The organism is Streptomyces sp. NBC_00829, assembly GCF_045161795.1.
Classification (GTDB): Bacteria; Actinomycetota; Actinomycetes; order Streptomycetales; family Streptomycetaceae; genus Streptomyces.
Genome location: NZ_CP108867.1, coordinates 3,823,711 through 3,842,018, shown reverse-complemented (window position 1 = coordinate 3,842,018; position 18,308 = coordinate 3,823,711). Strand labels below are relative to the sequence as shown.

15 protein-coding genes are annotated in these 18,308 nt (G+C 69.2%); 9 read left to right on the top strand and 6 right to left on the bottom strand.

Annotated elements, in window-relative coordinates:
- The first annotated feature begins 185 nt into the window (after nt 1–185).
- Together OG293_RS16650 and OG293_RS16645 are read left to right on the top strand one after the other, a co-directional pair.
- The gene (locus OG293_RS16650) at nt 186–512 is read left to right on the top strand and encodes a carboxymuconolactone decarboxylase family protein (RefSeq protein ID WP_405999577.1); all 327 of its coding nucleotides are present in this window, start codon (nt 186–188) and stop codon (nt 510–512) included.
- Between the two features lie 124 nt (nt 513–636).
- Entirely contained in the window at nt 637–2,067 is a 1,431-nt protein-coding gene (locus tag OG293_RS16645) for a DUF2252 domain-containing protein (RefSeq protein WP_405999576.1), read from the top strand.
- A gap of 282 nt (nt 2,068–2,349) precedes the next feature.
- Here the strand turns inward: OG293_RS16645 and OG293_RS16640 are convergent, their stop codons facing one another.
- The 4 genes from OG293_RS16640 to OG293_RS16625 all read right to left on the bottom strand — a co-directional run bounded on the left by OG293_RS16640 (nt 2,350) and on the right by OG293_RS16625 (nt 7,891).
- Nucleotides 2,350–3,249 carry a Yip1 family protein gene (locus OG293_RS16640; protein WP_405999575.1) on the bottom strand — a complete coding sequence of 300 codons (900 nt, stop codon included), beginning with the start codon at nt 3,247–3,249 and terminating at the stop codon, nt 2,350–2,352.
- A 186-nt stretch (nt 3,250–3,435) separates the two neighbouring features.
- Nucleotides 3,436–4,554 (bottom strand): FG-GAP repeat domain-containing protein, encoded by a 1,119-nt coding sequence (locus OG293_RS16635; RefSeq protein ID WP_405999574.1) that lies wholly within the window; start codon nt 4,552–4,554, stop codon nt 3,436–3,438.
- A 387-nt stretch (nt 4,555–4,941) separates the two neighbouring features.
- The gene (locus tag OG293_RS16630; protein WP_405999573.1) at nt 4,942–7,209 is read right to left on the bottom strand and encodes a (Fe-S)-binding protein; all 2,268 of its coding nucleotides are present in this window, start codon (nt 7,207–7,209) and stop codon (nt 4,942–4,944) included.
- A 142-nt stretch (nt 7,210–7,351) separates the two neighbouring features.
- Nucleotides 7,352–7,891 (bottom strand): sugar transferase, encoded by a 540-nt coding sequence (locus tag OG293_RS16625; RefSeq protein ID WP_405999572.1) that lies wholly within the window; start codon nt 7,889–7,891, stop codon nt 7,352–7,354.
- Between the two features lie 271 nt (nt 7,892–8,162).
- Between OG293_RS16625 and dnaK the strand changes: the two genes are divergently transcribed.
- Genes dnaK through OG293_RS16605 form a run of 4 tightly spaced genes read left to right on the top strand, consistent with a single transcriptional unit; the run spans nt 8,163 to nt 12,347 of the window.
- A complete protein-coding gene (gene dnaK, locus OG293_RS16620; protein WP_405999571.1) occupies nt 8,163–10,022 on the top strand; it encodes a molecular chaperone DnaK in 1,860 nt (619 codons plus the stop codon).
- The gene (grpE, locus tag OG293_RS16615) at nt 10,019–10,669 is read left to right on the top strand and encodes a nucleotide exchange factor GrpE (protein WP_405999570.1); all 651 of its coding nucleotides are present in this window, start codon (nt 10,019–10,021) and stop codon (nt 10,667–10,669) included. The genes dnaK and grpE overlap by 4 nt, the downstream gene beginning before the upstream one ends.
- A gap of 30 nt (nt 10,670–10,699) precedes the next feature.
- The gene (dnaJ, locus tag OG293_RS16610; protein WP_405999569.1) at nt 10,700–11,884 is read left to right on the top strand and encodes a molecular chaperone DnaJ; all 1,185 of its coding nucleotides are present in this window, start codon (nt 10,700–10,702) and stop codon (nt 11,882–11,884) included.
- A gap of 1 nt (nt 11,885) precedes the next feature.
- The gene (locus OG293_RS16605) at nt 11,886–12,347 is read left to right on the top strand and encodes a heat shock protein transcriptional repressor HspR (protein ID WP_405999568.1); all 462 of its coding nucleotides are present in this window, start codon (nt 11,886–11,888) and stop codon (nt 12,345–12,347) included.
- A 358-nt stretch (nt 12,348–12,705) separates the two neighbouring features.
- Here OG293_RS16605 and OG293_RS16600 read toward each other — a convergent pair whose 3' ends face one another.
- Nucleotides 12,706–13,689 (bottom strand): helix-turn-helix transcriptional regulator, encoded by a 984-nt coding sequence (locus tag OG293_RS16600; RefSeq protein WP_405999567.1) that lies wholly within the window; start codon nt 13,687–13,689, stop codon nt 12,706–12,708.
- Between the two features lie 335 nt (nt 13,690–14,024).
- On the opposite strand from OG293_RS16600, the gene OG293_RS16595 reads away from it, so the two are divergent.
- On the top strand, nt 14,025–14,345 hold the full coding sequence (locus OG293_RS16595) for a (2Fe-2S)-binding protein (protein ID WP_142214562.1): 321 nt from the start codon (nt 14,025–14,027) through the stop codon (nt 14,343–14,345).
- A gap of 130 nt (nt 14,346–14,475) precedes the next feature.
- Here OG293_RS16595 and OG293_RS16590 read toward each other — a convergent pair whose 3' ends face one another.
- Nucleotides 14,476–14,898 (bottom strand): pyridoxamine 5'-phosphate oxidase family protein, encoded by a 423-nt coding sequence (locus OG293_RS16590; protein WP_405999566.1) that lies wholly within the window; start codon nt 14,896–14,898, stop codon nt 14,476–14,478.
- 122 nt (nt 14,899–15,020) lie between these two features.
- Between OG293_RS16590 and clpB the strand changes: the two genes are divergently transcribed.
- Both clpB and OG293_RS16580 read left to right on the top strand, forming a co-directional pair.
- Nucleotides 15,021–17,618, top strand: a complete 2,598-nt coding sequence (clpB, locus tag OG293_RS16585; protein ID WP_405999565.1) for an ATP-dependent chaperone ClpB — start codon at nt 15,021–15,023, stop codon at nt 17,616–17,618.
- 129 nt (nt 17,619–17,747) lie between these two features.
- A complete protein-coding gene (locus OG293_RS16580; RefSeq protein WP_405999564.1) occupies nt 17,748–18,308 on the top strand; it encodes a YbjN domain-containing protein in 561 nt (186 codons plus the stop codon).

Below are 18,308 nucleotides of genomic sequence, written 5' to 3'. Positions count from 1 at the left end.
CGTGTCGCCCGAGCGCAGTCCGTGCCCCGGGCGATCCCGCTCGACAGGCAGCCCGTTCGGAACGGACTTCTCGACAGGCAGCCCGTTCGGAACGGACTTACCGTCGAGCAGTAGGCGCTGTAGCGATACGGAGCCCTTGCTTCCCGCCGACCCGCGTCAGCGACACCAACAGGAGACGATCCGCCATGGCCACTGCATCCGAAACCCCTGTCCTGGACACCCTCGCCGCGATGACCGTCGACTCGGTCGAACGGTGCGGGCTGACCCCGGACATGTTCATGCTTACTCGTATCGCGGCTCTCGCCGCGTCGGACGCTCCGCCGATTTCCTATGTCGCCAACATCGACCCCGCTCTCAAGGCCGGCATGACCGCAGAGCAGATGCAGGACGTCCTGGTCGCCATCGCCCCCATCGTCGGCACCGCACGCGTCATGACGGCGGCGGGCAACATCGCCGCGGCACTCGGTATCGCCATCGCCGTGGCCGAAGCAGAAACCCAGGGTCAGGGCTGAGACAGGCGCCCACCCGGCATCGATGATCGGCGCGGCCGGCATCGGAGCAGGACACGGAGCCGTCCCGGCCGGCGGTCCGCGCCGGGCGTCCCGACGGCCGCAGGGCCAGGCAGGAGGGCCTTCGATGCCCAAGAACGCGACCACGGCGATGCGTGCCGTCCCACACGCCACACCAGAGGAACGCGCGGCCCTCGGCAAGGACGCCCGGCGTCGCTCGCCGAGGTCGGGTCACGCCGCGTACGAGCCGTCCCCGCAGAGGCCGGACCCGCTGGCGATCCTGGAGGCGCAGTCCGCGGCGCGGGTGCAGGAGCTCGTGCCGATCCGCTACGGCCGGATGTCGGAGTCCCCGTTCCGTTTCTATCGGGGCGCCGCGGCGATCATGGCGTCGGACTTGGCCGGCAGCCCGGAGTCGGGGATCAAGGCCCAGCTGTGCGGGGACGCGCACATGCTGAACTTCCGGCTGCTGGCCTCCCCCGAGCGGCAGTTGATGTTCGACATCAACGACTTCGACGAGACGCTGCCGGGCCCCTGGGAGTGGGACGTCAAGCGGCTGTCGGCGAGTCTCGTCATCGCAGGCCGGGCGAACGGCTTCGACGACGCCGATCGCGCCCGCATCGTGCGCTCCACGGTGCGTACGTACCGCGAGGCGATGATCAGCTTCGCGCACATGGGCAATCTGGACGTCTGGTACGCGAAAATGAATGCGGACCGCCTGGAGGCCCTGGCCACGGACCGGCTCCACAAGCGCGGCCAGAAGAACCTGGACCGCGTCCTGGCGAAGGCCCGTACCCGTGACAGCCTGCAGGTCTTCGACAAGCTCACGGAAACGGTCGACGGCCGGCCCACGATCGCAGCGGACCCCCCGCTGCTCGTGCCGATCGGTGACCTGCTGCCGGACGTCGAACGCAGTGCGCTTGAGCGCCAGTTCCGTGCCCTCGTCGAGCGGTACGGTCGCACTCTGCCGTCCGACCGGCGCGCGCTGCTGGCCGACTACCGGCTGGTGGACGTTGCCCGCAAGGTGGTCGGCGTCGGCAGCGTCGGCACCCGCTGCTGGATCTTCCTGCTGCTCGGCCGGGAAGGCCAGGATCCGCTTTTCCTCCAGGCCAAGGAGGCCGACACCTCCGTGCTCGCCGCCCACGTCGGCGCGAGCGAGTACCGCAACCAGGGCGAACGGGTCGTCTCGGGCCAGCGGTTGATGCAGGCGGCGAGCGACATCTTTCTCGGCTGGGAGCGGGTGAGCGGGATCGACGGCAAGCAGCGCGACTTCTACGTCCGCCAGTTGCGCGACTGGAAGGGCATCGCCGTGCCGGAGAGGATGCGGCCGAAGAACATGCGGATGTTCGGCCGACTGTGCGGGCTCACCCTGGCTCGCGCGCACGCGAGGTCCGGTGACCGGATCGCGATCGCCGCGTATCTGGGCAAGGGGGACGCGTTCGACCGGGCACTCACGACGTTCGCCGAGGCCTACGCCGACCAGAACGAGCGTGACCACCGGGCTCTGGTCGACGCGGTGCGCGCGGGCCGGCTGCCCGCGGAGGAACTGCCGACGACCTGACCGGGCGGGCCCTGCGGCGACGGACCGGCCGGTGGGCCCGGAGCGCGGGAAAGCCCGTCGTACGCCCCAGCAGCCAGGTCCTCGGCGCCTGATCCACGCGCTCGTACGGAAGGTCCCTGCCGGAGTCCGGCAGGGACCTTCCGATGCCCGTCCAGTGCCAGGGGCCTCTCGTTTGGATCTTGCCGGGCTCGCGTGCCCTGGCACCGCGCCTCGCCGCGTTGTCGTCGGTCGGCATGGTTCCGGACCCCGCTCACCGATCCGGCCCGATCCAAACGGAAGACCCTAGATCGTGCCCAGCTTGATGATCGACAGCAGTGCGATCAGCTGGATCGACGACGCGCCCAGCGCCTTCGGCCACGGCAGATCGTGCGACTTGCTGACCATCGAGGTGAACAGCGCTCCCGCCACCAGCCAGGTTGCCCAACCCAGCACCTGGACCAGGGAGTTCTCGCCGCCCAGGAACAGGGCGAAGAGCAGACGCGGTGCGTCCGTGATCGACATGATCAGCATGGAGAGGCCGACGGTCGGCTGCCAGGCGCCGTCACCGCCCAGCTGACGGGCCAGGGTGTGGGTCACCGCGCCGAGGATCAGGCCGCCGATGACGAGCGCGGCCGCCGTCGTCAGCACGTAGGGAATGGCCGACGAGATCGTCGCGTTGATCGTCTCCTCGCGGGCCTTGTCGAAGCCGAAGAGCGCGAGCAGGCCGTAGAGGAACGTGACGACCAACGCCGGGCCCCACACGGGGTAGTCGCGCATCTGCCAGAACGTCGGGCCCGGGCGCAGCACGATGCCGCTCAGCAACTGCTTCCAGTGGAGCCGGGGACCCGCCGGTGCGGCGGGGGCAGTGCCCGCGCGGTAGGTCGCGCCGTCGCCGTACGGGTCGTCGTTGACGCTGAACGCCTGTGTGTGACCAGGGTTGTTGGCGTACGGGTCACCCTGCGGGCCGCCCTGGTGGGGCTGTTGGTACGGGTCGCCGTAGTACTCCGGTTCGCCGTACGGGCCTTGGGGCTGCCGCTGAGGGGGGTAGCCGCCGCCCGCCTGGGGCCACTGCGGCGGGTACTGCTGCTGCGCATGCGGCGGCCCCGCCCGGCCGCCCCCGCCTCTGTCGGGCGGTGGTGCCTGCTGTGGTTGCTGCTGTTGCCTGCGGTTGTCCCGGCCGCGTCCGATCCTGAATCCAGCCACGTAATCGAACGTACCTGGTCCCGGAGAGTGAGGTGCGCGGGCCGAGGATCAGGAGGGCCTTTGCTGCCGAGCTGTGACATCCCTTAGGGGGACCCTGGGGGGCCTGCCCCCGTGTGCCCGCCCGGGTATGACCCCGGCGGGTCCCGCGTGCCCGCCCGGCGTCGCCGGCGCGGCCCGGTGACGAGATCAGCGCAGGAAGACCGAGGTGCTGAAGGTGATGAGCGGGTGTCCCGGCGCCGACGCCGCGTACAGCGCCACCGCGTCGGCCCGCTCGCCCCGGTGCGTGCGGGTCACCAGGTCGGGGCGTTTGTCGCCGTCGAAGTCCGTGTGCGCGAGGACAGCCGTCGTCGGGTTCGTCTCGCCCGCCCCGAGGGGCGGGGCCTGCGGGAGCGGTACGGCGTCGACGGCATAGCGGCGGCCCGCGCGGCCGGGGCCGTCCGGGCCGCCCAGCAGCAGAGTGCCTCTGGCCGCTGCGCCGGGCTTCGCGGGGCGGGTGGAGACGACCAGGTCGTCGTAGCCGTCGTCGTTGGCGTCGAGCGCCGGGGAGGGGGCGGAGAGCGCGGGCCCGCCGCCCGGGACGGAGCCTGGGGCGGCGCGCGGGGCGCCGGTGCGGGCGAAGGGGCCGCGCAGGAAGCTGACGCGGCCCGAGGACGCGGTCACCGCGAGGTCGGTCGAGCCGTCGCCGTCGAAGTCGCCGCAGACGGGGTGGTCGGGCCACTCGTTGCCGTAACGGGCCTGCTCGGGGATGCGCAGGACGACCGCCTTGCCGGTCAGACCGGCCGGGGAGCCGAAGAGCAGCTGGAGGGGTACGGGTGGGCGGCCTATTCCGTTGTACGGCGGGTCGGTGGCGATGACCAGGTCGGAGAAGCCGTCCTTGTCCAGGTCGCAGGCGGCTTCGGCGTCGAAGGCGGCGGGAAGCGTGCCACCGACCGGCGCCGCGTTGGCGCGGGGGGTGAGGAGCCCGCGCACGGCCGGGTCGAGGACGCGCGGGCCCGCGGAGCCGTAGACCACGCCGATGCCCGCGTCGTCGCCGTGGCTGTCGCCCCGGGCCTTCACCAGGTCGTTCAGGACGAGGTCGCGGTGGCCGTCGCCGTTGAAGTCCCCGGGGACGCGGCTGCCCTTTCCGCGGGGGACGGGGAGGCCACCCGTCGTTTCGCGGGCGGAGAGCGGGGTGGTGTCGCCGTTCTTGCCACGGGCGGGGCGGTCGGGCTCCGTGGCGTTCGTACAGCCCGCCAGGAGCGCCGCGCATGCGCAGGCCGCGATCGCTGCCGCTGCCGCCGTTCCTGACCGCACGACCCACCCCATCCGTCTCTTGTGTACGCAGCTCTGGTCAGCTGCCCCACGATGCTCGTCTGGGCCGGTGCGGCAGGGCAATGGTTCGGGCGGGATCGCAGGCCAATGGTTATTCGGTGGGTAGTGCACGGGTGGCTGTACGGGGATCGCTATGTGCGGTATTGGCTGAAGCTGAAGCGATTTGCCGTCTGGGTTCGTTCCTGTCGGCGGGTTCCTCCCGGGCGAGGGCGTGGCGGGGCCGCGCGCTCCCGGGCGGCCGGGCGGACGCGAACGGTCCGGAGAAAGGCGAACGGTCCGGAGAAAGGCGAACGGTCCGGAGAAAGGCGAACGGTCCGGAGAAAGGCGAACGGCCGGGTCCGCCCTCAGGGCTGACCCGGCCGCTTCCTGGCTCAGGGCGGGCTACTTCACCGGCTCGGGCTCCGGCGCGTCCGCGGGCTCCTCGGACGCCGACGGGTCGGCCGGTGTCTTCACCGAGTCGAGCAGCAGCTGGGCCACATCCACGACCTGGAGCGATTCCTTCGCCTTGCCGTCGTTCTTCTTGCCGTTCACGGAGTCCGTGAGCATGACGAGGCAGAAGGGGCAGGCGGTGGAGACGATGTCCGGGTTGAGGGAGAGGGCCTCGTCGACCCGCTCGGTGTTGATGCGCTTGCCGATCCGCTCCTCCATCCACATGCGCGCGCCGCCGGCGCCGCAGCAGAAGCCGCGCTCCTTGTGGCGGTGCATCTCCTGCTGGCGCAGGCCCGGGACGGCGGACATGATCTCGCGCGGGGGCGTGTAGACCTTGTTGTGGCGGCCCAGGTAGCAGGGGTCGTGGTACGTGATCAGACCCTCGACCGGCGTGACGGGGACGAGCTTGCCCTCGTCGATGAGGTGCTGCAGCAGCTGAGTGTGGTGGATGACCTCGAACTCGCCGCCCAGCTGCGGGTACTCGTTCGCGATCGTGTTGAAGCAGTGCGGGCAGGTCGCGACGATCTTCTTCGACGACTTGGGCTTCTTCGTCGAGGGGTCCTCGTCGTCCTCGCCGTACGCCATGTTCAGCATGGCCACGTTCTCCTGGCCCAGTTGCTGGAACAGCGGCTCGTTGCCGAGGCGGCGGGCCGAGTCACCGGTGCACTTCTCGTCCCCGCCCATGATGGCGAACTTCACGCCCGCGATGTGCAGCAGTTCGGCGAAGGCTTTGGTGGTCTTCTTGGCCCGGTCCTCCAGGGCGCCGGCGCAGCCGACCCAGTACAGGTAGTCGACCTCGGAGAGGTCCTCGACGTCCTTGCCGACGATCGGGACCTCGAAGTCGACCTCCTTGGTCCACTCCACCCGCTGCTTCTTGGCCAGCCCCCAGGGGTTGCCCTTCTTCTCCAGGTTCTTGAGCATCGTGCCCGCCTCGGACGGGAACGCGGACTCGATCATCACCTGGTAGCGGCGCATGTCGACGATGTGGTCGATGTGCTCGATGTCGACCGGGCACTGCTCGACGCAGGCGCCGCAGGTGGTGCAGGACCACAGCACGTCCGGGTCGATGACGCCGTTCTCCTCCAGCGTCCCGATCAGCGGGCGCTCGGCCTCGGCGAGGGCCGCCGCGGGCACAGCCTTCAGCTGCTCCTCGGAGGCCTTCTCCTCGCCCTCCATGGTCTTGCCGCCGCCGGCCAGCAGGTACGGGGCCTTGGTGTGCGCGTGGTCGCGCAGCGACATGATCAGGAGCTTGGGGGAGAGCGGCTTTCCGGTGTTCCAGGCGGGGCACTGCGACTGGCAGCGTCCGCACTCGGTGCACGTGGAGAAGTCGAGGATGCCCTTCCAGGAGAACTGCTCGACCTGGGAGACGCCGAAGACGTCGTCCTCGCCCGGGTCCTCGAAGTCGATCTCCGTGCCGCCGCTCGTCATCGGCAGGAGCGCGCCGAGCGCCGTCGAACCGTTCGCGTTCCGCTTGAACCAGATGTTCGGGAAGGCGAGGAAGCGGTGCCAGGCCACACCCATGTTGGTGTTCAGGCCGACCGTGATCGCCCAGGTCATCGTCACCCCGAGCTTGATCATGGCGGTGAGGTAGACCAGGTTCTGGAGCGTCCCGATGCTCAGTCCCTTGAAGGCCGCGACCAGGGGGTACGAGGCGAAGTACGCGGCCTCGTAGTGGTCGACGCCGTGCAGTGCGCCCTCAAGGCCGCGCAACGTCATGATCGCAATGCCGATGACCAGGATGACGGCCTCGACGAAGTAGGCCTGGCCCATCTTGGAGCCCGCGAAGCGCGACTTGCGGCCCGGCCGCGACGGCAGGCTGAGCTGCCGGATCGTGATCAGGACCAGGATGCCGACGGTCGTGGCGAGCGCGATGAACTCGGTGTAGACCTCGTACGGCAGGAAGCCGCCCAGCACCGGCAGCACCCAGTCGGCCTCGAAGAGCTGGCCGTAGGCCGTGACGATCGTCAGGCCGAGGGTGAGGAAGCCCACCGCGACGAACCAGTGGGCCACTCCTACGATGCCCCAGCGGTTCATCCGGGTGTGGCCGACGAACTCCTTGGCCAGGGTGAAGCTGCGCGCCTTCCAGTCATCGGTGCGGCTGCCCGCCGGCACCGGTTGACCGAGCTTCACGAACCGGTAGATCTGCGCGACGGCTCGGGCGATGAGCGCAACGCCGACCACGGTCAGGACCAGCGACACGATGATCGCGGCGAGTTGCATTTCGGGGCTCCTCGGGCCTGCGAGGGTGGGAAATCTCTACAGCACTGCCAGGACACTACTAAGCGGTAACTTATTCAGTCCGTGCTGAGAGTACCCACTTTTTCCGCCGCACTGTAGCTGCGCAGTCGGTGATCTGTGTCGCTCAGGCAAGCCTGAGCGGACGGACCGCGCGACGTCCCAGGACGGCGGTCGGGAGGGTCCGGACCAGGATCAACAGGTCCAGCCCCAGCCAGTGCTGCTCCACATAATGCAAGTCCAGGACGGACATTTCCTCCCAGGGGAGGTCGGAGCGCCCGCTGATCTGCCAGAGCCCCGTGATTCCGGGGCGTACGCGGAGGCGGGCCCGGACCGCGCCCTCGGGCGACTGTGCCGATTCCTCGGAGTCCTCGGGTGAGAGCGGGCGCGGGCCCACGAGCGACATCTGGCCGCGCACCACATTGATCAGCTGTGGAATCCGGTCGGCGCCGTGGCGGCGCAGCAGTCGGCCGACGGGTGAGGCCGGTGACGTACGCAGCGTCAGCATCGCAAATCCGGACCCGCCGAGACCCACCCGCTCGCTGCGGGCCAGCGGTGTGCCCCGGAAGCCTGCCGCGGTGGCGGCGGCGAGGGTCAGCAGCAGGGGGGACAGGAGCAGCAGCAGGATCAGGCCGCCCGTCAGATCGACGACTCGCTTTGCAGGCATGGACGCACGCCCTTCGTCACGATTTGCGGCTACGACTCTCCCAGAGGAAGTGCGTCAGGGGCCGGTGCGCCACGCGTCGGGGGACGGACTTCGGGACGACTTCGGGAGGGCGTCGGGAGGGCGTCCGGAGGGCGTCAGGCGCAGGTCCGGTAAGGGGGTGCAGGTAGGCGCCGGATAAAAGTTGAGCGGGGTCCACTCAGGTCTGTTGACGTCGAAGGGCGGCTCGTGCATCCTTGAGCCAGATCCACTCAAGTCAGTTGGAGGAATTGAAATGGCACGTGCGGTCGGCATCGACCTGGGCACGACTAACTCCGTCGTCAGCGTTCTGGAGGGCGGCGAGCCCACCGTCATCACCAACGCCGAGGGTGCCAGGACCACGCCGTCCGTCGTCGCCTTCGCGAAGAACGGTGAGGTGCTGGTCGGCGAGGTCGCGAAGCGTCAGGCGGTCACCAACGTCGACAGGACCATCCGGTCGGTCAAGCGCCACATGGGCACCGACTGGAAGATCGAGCTCGACGGGAAGAACTTCAACCCGCAGCAGATGAGCGCCTTCATCCTGCAGAAGCTGAAGCGCGACGCGGAGTCCTACCTCGGCGAGAAGGTCACCGACGCGGTGATCACCGTCCCGGCGTACTTCAACGACTCCGAGCGCCAGGCCACCAAGGAGGCCGGCGAGATCGCGGGCCTGAACGTCCTGCGTATCGTCAACGAGCCCACCGCGGCCGCCCTGGCCTACGGCCTCGACAAGGACGACCAGACGATTCTCGTCTTCGACCTCGGTGGCGGCACCTTCGACGTCTCGCTGCTGGAGATCGGCGACGGCGTCGTCGAGGTGAAGGCCACCAACGGTGACAACCACCTCGGTGGTGACGACTGGGACCAGCGCGTCGTCGACTACCTGGTGAAGCAGTTCGCCAACGGCCACGGCGTGGACCTGTCGAAGGACAAGATGGCTCTCCAGCGTCTCCGCGAGGCCGCGGAGAAGGCGAAGATCGAGCTGTCGTCCTCCACCGAGACGAACATCAACCTGCCCTACATCACGGCCTCCGCCGAGGGTCCGCTGCACCTGGACGAGAAACTCACCCGGGCTCAGTTCCAGCAGCTCACCGCGGACCTGCTCGAGCGCTGCAAGACCCCGTTCCACAACGTCATCAAGGACGCCGGCATCCAGCTGTCCGAGATCGACCACGTGGTCCTGGTCGGCGGCTCGACCCGGATGCCCGCCGTCGCCGAGCTCGTCAAGGAGCTCACCGGCGGCCAGGACGCCAACAAGGGTGTGAACCCCGACGAGGTCGTCGCCATCGGCGCCGCCCTCCAGGCCGGTGTCCTCAAGGGTGAGGTCAAGGACGTCCTGCTCCTCGACGTGACCCCGCTGTCCCTCGGTATCGAGACCAAGGGCGGCATCATGACCAAGCTCATCGAGCGCAACACCACGATCCCGACCAAGCGGTCCGAGATCTTCACGACGGCCGAGGACAACCAGCCGTCCGTGCAGATCCAGGTCTACCAGGGCGAGCGCGAGATCGCGGCGTACAACAAGAAGCTCGGGATGTTCGAGCTGACCGGCCTGCCGCCGGCCCCGCGCGGGGTCCCGCAGATCGAGGTCGCCTTCGACATCGACGCCAACGGCATCATGCACGTGACCGCGAAGGACCTGGGCACGGGCAAGGAGCAGAAGATGACCGTCACCGGCGGCTCCTCGCTGCCGAAGGACGAGGTCGACCGGATGCGCCAGGAGGCCGAGCAGTACGCGGACGAGGACCACCGCCGCCGCGAGGCCGCCGAGTCCCGCAACCAGGGCGAGCAACTCGTCTACCAGACCGAGAAGTTCCTCAAGGACAACGAGGACAAGGTCCCCGGCGATGTGAAGTCCGAGGTCGAGACCGCGCTCACCGAGCTGAAGGAGAAGCTCAAGGGCGAGGACACGGCCGAGATCCGCACCGCCACCGAGAAGGTCGCCGCGGTCAGCCAGAAGCTCGGCCAGGCGATGTACGCCAACGCCCCGACCGAGGGCGGCGCCCCCGGCGCCGACGCGCCCGGTGGCGCAGGCCAGTCCGCCGACAACGCCGACGATGTCGTGGACGCCGAGATCGTCGACGACGAGAAGGACGCCAAGGGTGGTGCCGCGTGACGGAGGAGACCCCGGGCTTCGACGAGAAGCCCGACGTCCCCTCCGGCGCCACCTCTGACGACGCCGCCGAGTCCGCCGAGTCCTCCGCGAAGGAGGGCCCGGCGGCCCCGGCAGGGGACGCAGCAAAGATCGTCGGCCTGACGGCGCAGCTGGACCAGGTCCGTATGGCGCTCAACGAGCGCACGGCAGACCTCCAGCGGCTCCAGGCCGAGTACCAGAACTACCGCCGTCGTGTGGAGCGCGACCGGATCACGGTCAAGGAGATCGCCACGGCGAGTCTGCTGACCGAGCTCCTGCCCGTGCTCGACGACATCGGCCGCGCCCGTGACCACGGGGAGCTGGTGGGCGGGTTCAAGTCGGTTGCCGAGTCTCTGGAGACCGCGGCGGCCAAGATGGGCCTGCAGCAGTTCGGCAAGGAGGGCGAGCCCTTCGACCCGACGATCCACGAGGCTCTGATGCACAGTTACGCACCGGACGTCACCGAGACCACATGCGTCGCGGTGCTGCAGCCGGGGTATCGCATCGGCGAGCGCACCATCCGCCCCGCGCGGGTGGCCGTGGCCGAGCCTCAGCCGGGCGCGAGCCCGGCGGCCTCGAAGGAAGAGACTCCGACCGACGAGGAGAGCGGTGGCCCGGACGAGGGCTGACGCAATGATGGTCCGAGAGGAGGGACGTCGATGAGTACGAAGGACTTCGTCGAGAAGGACTACTACAAAGTTCTCGGCGTCCCGAAGGACGCCACCGAGGCCGAGATCAAGAAGGCGTACCGGAAGCTCGCCCGCGAGTTCCACCCGGACGCCAACAAGGGCGACGCCAAGGCGGAGGAGCGCTTCAAGGAGATCTCCGAGGCCAATGACATCCTCGGTGACCCCAAGCGGCGCAAGGAGTACGACGAGGCGCGTGCGCTCTTCGGCAACGGCGGCTTCCGCGCCGGACCCGGTGGCGCGGGAGGACAGTTCAACTTCGACCTGGGCGACCTCTTCGGGGGTGCCCAGGGCGGCGGCGCTCAGGGCGGAGCCGGCGGCTTCGGCGGCGGTCTCGGCGATGTGTTCGGCGGCCTGTTCAACCGCGGCGCCGGCCCGGGTACGCGTACCCAGCCGCGCCGCGGCCAGGACATCGAGTCCGAGGTGACGCTCAGCTTCACCGAGGCGGTCGACGGGGCCACGGTCCCGCTGCGGATGTCCAGCTCGGCCGCGTGCAAGGCCTGTTCGGGCACCGGCGACAAGAACGGCACACCCCGGGTATGCCCGACCTGCGTCGGCACCGGTCAGGTCTCGCGCGGCGGTACCGGCTCCTTCTCGCTCACCGACCCGTGCGTGGACTGCAAGGGCCGCGGGCTGATCGCGCAGGACCCCTGCGAGGTCTGCAAGGGCAGCGGGCGCGCCCGCTCCTCGCGCACCATGCAGGTCAGGATTCCGGCGGGCGTCTCCGACGGCCAGCGGATCCGGCTGCGCGGCAAGGGGGCGCCGGGCGAACGAGGCGGCCCGGCGGGCGACCTGTATGTGGTCGTGCATGTCGACGCCCACCCCGTCTTCGGCCGCAGGGACGACAACCTCACCGTCACCGTGCCCGTCACCTACACGGAGGCGGCGCTCGGCGGCGAGGTGAAGGTGCCGACCCTCGGCGGTCCGCCGGTCACCCTGAAACTGCCCGCCGGTACGCCGAACGGCCGTACGATGCGAGCCCGCGGCAAGGGAGCGGTCCGCAAGGACGGCACCCGCGGCGACCTGTTGGTCACCGTCGAGGTCGCGGTTCCCACGGAGCTCAGCGACAAGGCGAAGGAAGCGCTGGAGGCCTACCGCGAAGCCACCGCGGACGAGGACCCGCGGGCCGAGCTGTTCCAGGCCGCGAAGGGAGCATGAGATGGACGGTCGTCGCCGGCAGTATTCATCCGTCAACAGGGCCTACGAGCTGACCGAAGAGTCGCCGGTGTACGTCATCTCGGTGGCGGCCCAGCTCTCCGGTCTGCATCCGCAGACCCTGCGGCAGTACGACCGACTCGGTCTCGTCTCCCCCGACCGCACCGCCGGACGGGGCAGGCGCTACTCGGCCCGTGACATCGAACTGCTGCGCACCGTCCAGCAGTTGTCGCAGGACGAGGGCATCAACCTGGCCGGAATCAAGCGCATCATCGAGCTGGAGAACCAGGTCGCGGCGCTCCAGCAGAGGGTGGCCGAGCTGTCGGCCGCCGTCGAGGGAGCGGCTGCGGCGATGCAGCAGCGCGAGGCCCAGGTGCATGCCTCGTACCGGCGCGATCTCGTGCCGTACCAGGATGTGCAGCAGACGAGCGCGCTGGTGGTCTGGCGCCCGAAGCGCTCCGAGTAGTCCGGGCTTCACGCTCACCGATCGCCGGAAGGCTCCACGCGAGCCTTCCGGCGATCGGCGTTCGCGGCCCCGGCGGGCCTCCCGCATCCGTCCGGGCGCGGCCCTCGCAGGCCGCCCCGCAGTCGTCAGGACGCGCCGGAGGCGGCTCCCGCCCTTCCGGGCCACCGGACCGCCCGGGGAGCGTCAGGGGGCCTCCTGCGCCTGCGCGGCAGGCCGGCAACCACCCCCGGGCGCAGGGGAGTTTTCCGGCCGCATTGCATGTGCGCCCCGGGGGCCCGATTCAGGCGATCCGGGGCATCGCGGCGGCCGGACCGGCCCTGCGTCCCTCCGCCCGCCGCGAGTGGGTGCCCCGGCCCGGTCAGGAGTCGTGCTCCAGAACCCCCGACTGCGCTATCAGATAGCCCAGCTGAGTACGGCTGCCGCTGCCCAGCGACGAGCCCAGCTTGGCGATGTGAGCCCGGCAGGTACGGACGTTCATCCCCAGCCGCCGCGCGATGGCCTCGTCCACATGGCCCTCGACCAGCAGTTTGGCGATGGAGCGCTGGACGCCCGTGATGCCGTCCAGGTCCGGGCCGTACGAGACCGGCTCCTCCCACGGGATGCCGTGCAGCCAGAACTGCTCGAAGACGCCGACGAGATACTCGACGATCCCCTTGTGCCGCAGCTCCAGCGCGGAGAGCCGGTCGCTGCTCGCCGGGATGAAGGCCACGCGCCGGTCGATGATGATGAGCCGCTCGATGATCTCCTCCAGCGTGCGCACCTCCACTCCGGACGGCCCGACCTGCTCCATGTAGGCGAGTGTCGCGGGGTGGTGACGGGCCGTGTGCTGGTAGAGCGTGCGCATCCGCACGCCCCGCTCGATCAGCGGTTCCACCCTGCGCAGAGCCTTCTCCAGGATGTGCGGCTGGCGCCCGCTGCCGGGCTGCACCGTGAGAAGCTCCTCGGTGCAGTCTGCGGTGACTTGGTCGAGTGTTGTGTTGATGCGGTTGAGGCCCTCGAGGACGGTAATTCCTTGTGGGACGGTGGAGTTCTGCGCGGTGAACGCCATGAATGGCTCAAGAGCATCGGTCAGAGCGACAGTTCGTCGTCTGCGCTCTTGGATCTCCCGCTCAATGGGGTGTATCAGCTGTGTCAGCGCAGTGGTTGGCGGGACGGGGCGGAGCCACTGAGCGTCGTCGGGATCCGGGTGCAGCAGGGCGAGATCGAAGAGGCAGGGTGTTGCTTCCGCCTCTGACCGGGCTATACGCCCGGTGCGCAGTGCGGTGATGTACAGACTTTTCCCCGCCTCGCACAGCTCGCCGTCTGCGTGAGGGTGTCCCGTTTCGCCCTCATTAGATGGCATATGCACCCCCTCAGGCTCCTGCATTACAGGAACATGATGCCTGCCGTCGCTGGTGCAAGCGTTCGGAGTGAGACATCGTCTTATGCGCGGGGGAGGAGGAATGATCAAAAGAGGTGGAGATCACCCATGTCTAGGACGCTACGTGCTCTTTGTGCCCTTGCCATAGCGGCGGCCGCGCTCGGTGCGGTGGCCTCCGGTGAGCCCTCCGGGAGCCATGCTCCTGCCGGGGTCGCAGCGACCCAGGGCGAGCCTTCGTGGGGCCTCGCTGCCGCGGACGCGGTTGTGGTCACGCCTGGAGAGCCTTCCTGGGGAGTCCTTCCGACCGGCACAGAAGCATGACGGTTCCACCGGACGACCGGGTCTTCCGGCGTGAGATGGCGACCGCCTATCGATCGGGGTGGCATTTCATCGATCTCGTCACGGCAATCCCCCACCGTGGCGACTCGTTGATGGTCACCCTCTTCGGAGAGCCGATCGTCGTGGCACGCGAGGAGGACGAGGACGTTCGCGCGTATCGGTGCCTTCGCAGGCCCCGTGGGGCTCCTCAGCCCGTCCGCTGTGCCATCCGGTACGGCATGATTTTCGTCAATCTCGACCAGCGCGATCACCAGTTGGTCGAACCCGACACCACCACCGCCACCCCCCGCAGTGCCTGAGCGGTTCCCCCGTCGTTGTAAATCGCTCAGGTGCTTCCCCCACACAGCGGCGCCATCGCGGACCTGAAACGCGATGGCGCCGCTGTGCATTTCCCGTGCGGCCGCTCTCCCGTGAGGGAGGCCTGCGGCGTCACTTCGTACGGACCGCCTGCGCCCGGCCCATCGCCCGCGTCAGGGCGATCTCGATCAGTACCCGGTCCGGATTCGGGGCCGGCGTGCGTCCGTAGCGTTCCGCGTAACGCTCCACCGCGTCCGCGATGAGCTCCGGCTCCGTACGGACCCTCGCGCGGCCCTCCAGGGTCGCCCAGCGCCCCTTGTCGACCTGGCAGACCGCGACCGGCGCGCCGTCCGGGCCCGCGGCCAGGATATTGGCGACCTTGCGGCTGTGCTTGTTGGTGATGATGCGAGCAAAACCGCCTTCCGGGTCGTATGTGACACCGACGGCAACGACGTGCGGGGTACCGTCCGGGCGCGGGGTCGTCAGGGTGGACACGTGGTGCTCGCGCCAGAAACCGAGATAGGACGCGTCGGGGTCGCGGGGGTCGATGGCCATGCCCGGAACCTACCTCCGGTGGCTACCCTTCTCCAGGTTGAGTGGAATAGACTCAACTTTGTGCAGGTTGAAAGAGTCAGTATTGACCGAACAGCCCCGCAGGCAAGGAGGAACGAGCGCACGTGGACGCCGAGCTGACCAACAAGAGCCGGGATGCGATCAACGCCGCCACCAGTAGGGCGGTGTCGGACGGCCATCCCGATCTGACTCCCGCGCATCTGCTCCTCGCCCTCCTCGCGGGCCAGGACAACGAGAACATCATCGACCTTCTGGCCGCCGCCGACGCCGACCAGGCGGCCGTACGCTCCGGTGCCGAGCGGCTGCTCGCGGCTCAGCCCAGCGTGACCGGCTCCACCGTCGCCCCGCCCCAGCCCAACCGCGAGCTGCTCGCCGTCATCGCCGACGCCGACCGGCGGGCCAAGGAGCTCGGGGACGACTATCTCTCCACCGAGCATCTCCTCATCGGGATCGCCGCCAAGGGCGGGCAGGCCGGCGAGGTGCTGGAGCAGCAGGGAGCCACGGCGAAGAAGCTGCTGGCCTCGTTCGAGAGTGTGAGGGGAGGGCGGCGCGTGACCACGGCCGACCCCGAGGGGCAGTACAAGGCGCTGGAGAAGTTCGGTACGGACTTCACCGCCGCGGCCCGCGAGGGCAAGCTCGACCCGGTCATCGGACGGGACCAGGAGATCCGCCGGGTCGTCCAGGTACTCTCCCGCCGCACCAAGAACAACCCGGTGCTCATCGGTGAGCCCGGGGTCGGCAAGACCGCCGTCGTTGAGGGGCTCGCGCAGCGGATCGTCAAGGGCGACGTGCCGGAGAGCCTCAGGAACAAACGGCTGGTCTCGCTCGACCTCGGCGCGATGGTCGCAGGTGCGAAGTACCGCGGTGAGTTCGAGGAGCGCCTCAAGACCGTGCTGTCCGAGATCAAGGAGAGCGACGGCCAGATCATCACCTTCATCGACGAGCTGCACACCGTCGTCGGCGCGGGCGCCGGCGGCGACTCCGCCATGGACGCGGGCAACATGCTCAAGCCGATGCTGGCCCGCGGCGAGCTGCGCATGGTGGGCGCGACGACGCTCGACGAGTACCGCGAGCGGATCGAGAAGGACCCGGCGCTGGAGCGGCGCTTCCAGCAGGTCCTGGTCGCCGAGCCGAGCGTCGAGGACACCATCGCGATCCTGCGCGGACTCAAGGGCCGCTACGAGGCCCATCACAAGGTGCAGATCGCGGACGGCGCGCTGGTCGCGGCCGCGTCCCTCTCCGACCGGTACATCACCTCGCGCTTCCTCCCGGACAAGGCCATCGACCTCGTCGACGAGGCCGCTTCCCGGCTGCGGATGGAGATCGACTCCTCGCCCGTCGAGATCGACGAGCTCCAGCGCGCCGTGGACCGGCTGAAGATGGAGGAGCTCGCGCTCAAGAACGAGACCGACCCCGGCTCCCGGCAGCGTCTCGACAAGCTCCGCCGCGACCTCGCCGACAAGGAGGAGGAGCTGCGCGGGCTGACCGCGCGCTGGGAGAAGGAGAAGGAGGGTCTCAACCGCGTCGGCGAACTCAAGGAGAAGCTCGACGAACTGCGGGGCCAGGCCGAACGGGCCCAGCGTGACGGCGACTTCGACACCGCGTCCAAGCTGCTGTACGGGGAGATCCCGACGCTGGAGCGCGAGCTGGAGGAGGCGTCCGAGGCGGAGCAGGAGGCCGCCAAGGACACCATGGTCAAGGAGGAGGTCGGCCCCGACGACATCGCCGACGTGGTGGGCTCCTGGACCGGGATCCCGGCCGGGCGTCTGCTGGAAGGCGAGTCGCAGAAGCTGCTGCGTATGGAGCAGGAACTGGGCCGGCGGCTGATCGGCCAGAGCGAGGCCGTGCAGGCCGTGTCCGACGCGGTCCGCAGGACGCGCGCGGGGATCGCCGACCCCGACCGGCCCACCGGCTCGTTCCTCTTCCTCGGCCCGACCGGCGTCGGCAAGACCGAACTGGCCAAGGCCCTCGCCGACTTCCTCTTCGACGACGAGCGGGCGATGGTCCGCATCGACATGTCCGAGTACGGCGAGAAGCACTCCGTCGCCCGTCTCGTCGGCGCGCCCCCGGGGTACGTCGGCTACGAGGAGGGCGGCCAGCTGACCGAGGCCGTCCGCCGCCGTCCGTACAGCGTGGTGCTGCTCGACGAGGTCGAGAAGGCGCACCCCGAGGTCTTCGACGTCCTGCTCCAGGTGCTCGACGACGGACGGCTCACCGACGGCCAGGGCCGGACGGTGGACTTCCGCAACACCATCCTCGTCCTGACGTCGAACCTCGGCAGTCAGTACCTGGTCGAGCCGACGACCAGCGACGAGGAGAAGAAGCAGCAGGTCCTGGAGGCCGTCCGGGCCTCTTTCAAGCCGGAGTTCCTCAACCGCCTCGATGACCTGGTGGTCTTCTCCGCGCTCTCCAGGGACGAGCTGGCGCACATCGCCAGGCTCCAGATCGACCGGCTCGCCCAGCGACTCGCCGAGCGCCGGCTCACACTGGAGGTCACACCCGCGGCACTGGAGTGGCTGGCCGACGAGGGCAACGACCCGGCGTATGGGGCGCGTCCGTTGCGCCGTCTGGTGCAGACGGCGATCGGCGACCGGCTCGCGAAGGAGATTCTCGCGGGCGAGGTCACGGACGGTGACACGGTGAGGGTGGACCGCTTCGAGGACGGCCTGATCGTGGGTCCGGCGGCCGGAAAGTCGATTTAAAGCAGCCCACGCCCGACCAGCGCTTTTGCGGAAAGGGCCTAAGCCGTGAGCGGACCCGTCGGGTGGGGGTTGCCAGCCCCCGCCCGACATGGGAGAGGATGGCAGGAACCGTACGAAGGGAAATTCACGGTGACCATCGATCCGTCCTCGATTCCGAATTTCGGGGGCCAGCCCCAGCCTCAGGCCGCAGGACCGGCGGGCCCCGTCGTTCCCGACCAGGACCTGGTCAAGCAGCTGCTCGACCAGATGGAACTGAAGTACGTCGTCGACGACGAGGGTGACCTCGCGGCGCCGTGGGAGGAATTCCGTACGTACTTCATGTTCCGCGGCGAGGACGACCAGCAGGTCTTCTCGGTACGGACGTTCTACGACCGGCCGCACCCGGTCGAGGAGAAGGTCAAGCTCCTCGAAACGATCGACGACTGGAACCGCCGTACCCTGTGGCCGAAGGTCTACACCCACCTCCACGACGAGGAGGAGGAAGTCCCCACGATCCGCCTCATCGGCGAGGCCCAGATGCTGATCGGCACCGGCGTCAGCCTGGAGCACTTCGTCTCCTCGACGGTCAGCTGGGTGCGTGCGGCCATCGAGTTCGACAAGTGGCTCGCGGAGCAGCTCGGCCTGGAGACGGCGGAGGACAAGGCCGACGACGACAAGCCCGGCGACGACAAGCCCGGCGACGACGCCTGA